This is a genomic window from Pseudomonas sp. FW215-R2, assembly GCF_058789255.1.
Genome location: NZ_JBYTBO010000049.1, coordinates 1 through 3,292 on the forward strand (window position 1 = coordinate 1; position 3,292 = coordinate 3,292).

Below are 3,292 nucleotides of genomic sequence, written 5' to 3' on the forward strand. Positions count from 1 at the left end.
CCGATCATTTTCGGCAGCCACGGTTTTCATCCGGGCAATCTCCTGTCGGAAATTGTCGCAATCCTAATCAGGATAATCCGTCAGATCAGGTGCGAGCATTCGGGTCTTTGGCGCGCCATTCGAGTTGTGCTGAATGATGTCCTGTGGCTGCCCTTGTTCATTGAAAAACACCTGACCAATCCCCGCCGAGTTCCACAGACGTTCACCTGCTTCGGCATGCTCGGGAACGTACGGCACAATACGCATGCGTCGGCGTTTGGTCAGCCAGTTCAGCGGCGAGCGGGGTGAGTAGAGCCAGCGGTTCAGACGGTCGAACCATTCCAGCAAGGTTTTCGGGAACTCGTTCTTGATACCGCTGCTGGTGATCTGCCAGATTCGCGGGCCGGCCTTGCGGTGTCGGATAAGCACTTCGTAGACGAACGAATAATGCACATCCCCTGACAGCACCACGTAATTACCCGGTGTACGCGTGTGTCGGAAAATATTCAGGATCACTTGGGCGGCGCCGCGATGGGCCATCCAGTTTTCCGCGTCCACCAGCAGTGGATAACCGCACCAGCTGAATACCCTTTGCACCGTTTCGATCAGCTTTACACCAAAGATCGGTGCCGGTGAGACGATGATTGCCGACGGATGATCGAGCAGTTCCTGTTGCAGTTCGCTCAAGGCTTCCCAGTCGAGCAGACCGGAAGGTTGCTTGAGCGCCATTTCGCTGCGCCAGCGTCGGGTGCGGGTGTCGAGTACAACCAGGGCCGGACTGGTCGGCAGTACAAAGTGCCAGTGCTGAAAACGCAGCAGCTCATCGATCAGATCGTCTTGCACTGGCGCATCGAGATAGTGGTCATCACCGCTGTCGCTCAGGTGTCGGGTTTTCTCCAGCAGCTCGCTGAAAGCGTCCGGGTTGTTGCCCCAGCCCTGGCACAACATATAGGCGATCAGCGCATTGCCGATGATGCGTTTGGAGAACGGATGGCCGTAGGCCGTTTCTTCCCACTGCGCGGAAAGGTTCCAGTCATCGGTAATGTCGTGGTCATCGAAGATCATCAGGCTCGGCAAGTGCGCCAAGGCTCGGGCAACGTTGCCAAGACCTGCCTTGAAGGCATCGATCCGGGTCTGCTCCAGGGTATAGCGCTGGCGACGTTCGGGTGCCAGCGCTGGCGCTTGCGGGTCGATCAATGTCCATGGCGTTGGTGACCACACCAACAAGTACATGGCCATGACTTCGGCAAACGTCACCAGATGATTGTCGGCACTACTGCTGGTGAAAATCGGCTTACGCGCACCGCCGAAGAAGCGTTCGCGCAATGTCTCGTTGCTTTCGAGTGCGGGTAACAAATCCGCACGGTGGTAGTAACTGGCCGGGTGCTCATAAAGTTTGGAGCTGTTGCTGACCACCGCACCTTCGAGGTACTCGCCGAACAGGCCAAGCCGTTCGATCAGGGCGTGAATCGCCCGCAGCATCGGGCCGGCGACGTCATCGGCGTAGATCTGGTCGCCACTCATCATCAGCAGGGCCGGGCGCTGTTGCGGATCGGTTTCGGCGGCGAGTAATCGATCGACGCACAGCAAGCCGTCCGCTGCCGGGTGATGGGGCTTGCGGCAGGAGCCGTGCAACAGTTGATCGATCCGAGAACGCAGGACGAAGTTCGGGCGCGGGTCTGTCTGGTACAGGAGATGGGGCGCCCAATCGGCGATCTGTGTTTCGCCGTCAATCAGCAAGTCATAGTCGATGCGTTCTTCGCAGGGCAGGGCGCTGTCGAGGACGACGTCGATCAGATGGACAAACGCCCGAGTGCCTACAGGGATGACCGTGCATTTCGTTGCGTCGAGAGGAATGTCTCCCACACCTTGCAGGCGTAGGGTCAGCGTCAGTTGGCGAGTACCCACCAGCCACAATACAAGTCGTGTCGGTTCCAGCCGCCGCAACAGCGGGCCGGCCAATACAGGAGGCAGCGGGGAGAGGTCAGCAGAGGATCGAGACATCAGAGGGGAAAGCTCAAGGCGCACAGGCTGGCGATGATAGCGCAGCCTGCGCCTTCAACTCTTAAGCGAGGCTTAAGAGCCAGCCTTTTGCAGCTTCAGATCCAGCAGGCGCCACTCGGCATAACCCGAGTCATTGGCCGGCAGTTGTTGTATCGAACAATCGAACCGGTAACGGACATCATCGCCGAGCATGTTGCGGGCGGTGACAGTATTGCTGATGGTGTAAGTCTGATCCTTGAACCGCTTGCTGCTGGTTTTCTCTTGCGGGGTAATGATCGCCGCCATTGGAAAACGCATGGCGCTCTGAATGAAAGGCGTGCACATGACCGATGCCAGTACCGATTTGTCAGCGTTCGGATCCTTGCCCATCATCTGGCGCAGAGTGACGAAGTTCTTGCCTGCGGTGTCTTCGATCTTCTTTTCAGAAACCGATGTTGCCATGCGCTTACTGTAGTAGGGCATTAGCGCGGACTCGGGTGGTGAAGGTTCATTCTGCGGTTCGCTGGCGACATAGCTTGCAAGGTTGTCGGAAACCGGTACTGGTGCTGGTGCTGGTGCTGGTGCTGGTGCTGGTGCTGGAACCGGAGCGACTGGTGCTTGCGTTGCGGCCGGCTCCTGCTCTGGCATCAGTCCAGGTTTCGTCGCGGCGGCCTCTTTAGCAATCTCGGGCGCAGGCTTGTCTTTTGACTTGTTTGCGGACGGGAACAACGACAGGAAGATGGATAGCACCACGACGCCAACAATGAAACCGCCGACCGCGCCAATGAGGTTTCCGAGAAACAGGTTCCAGCTGCCGCGGTTTTTCACCACCCAGCGCCACATGAATCCCCAGGCCGCGAAAAATGCCAGAAAACACAAAAAATCCATTCGATCCTTTCCTTAAACCTTCGATAGCCTGAGATCAGCGCGTTCCCGATGATGAGCGCTGAAGATGGACGGCAAGATATCAAAATAGAAGCGGGGCGCCACTTCCTTCATCTATGTAGTGGGCCAGGTCTGGACGTCTTCCCGTCGCACCAACCGTTCGAACATGCCCCACTGGTAATCACCCATGACCAGATCATCGCGCAGGATCGGGCTCAGGCCTTCTTCCTCATAAGCCAGTTTTAGGGAGAAAAGGGCGACGGTTTCCAGTGACGTTTCGATGGGGATCCTTTCGTGATGTCTTTTGGGGCGTGGGTGCGTAGTAGCCTGCGACTATATAGAAGGCGAAAAACAGGCCTTTCCAGCCTAAAGCGAAATTAAGGGTTGACGGCAGATTCTGGAGGCCTATAATTCGCCCCACTTCCGGCGCAGTCGAAACGGAAAA

At 57.2% G+C, this 3,292-nt stretch carries 2 protein-coding genes; both read right to left on the bottom strand.

Features of this window, described 5'->3' with window-relative positions; all coding sequences use genetic code 11:
- Nucleotides 1–63: 63 nt before the first annotated feature.
- Nucleotides 64–1,983, bottom strand: coding sequence for an alkaline phosphatase D family protein (locus AC3WRD_RS29800; RefSeq protein WP_102622690.1), 1,920 nt, complete (start codon nt 1,981–1,983; stop codon nt 64–66).
- Nucleotides 1,984–2,055: 72 nt separating this feature from the next.
- On the bottom strand, nt 2,056–2,850 hold the full coding sequence (locus AC3WRD_RS29805; protein WP_158243875.1) for a hypothetical protein: 795 nt from the start codon (nt 2,848–2,850) through the stop codon (nt 2,056–2,058).
- Nucleotides 2,851–3,292 lie beyond the last annotated feature (442 nt).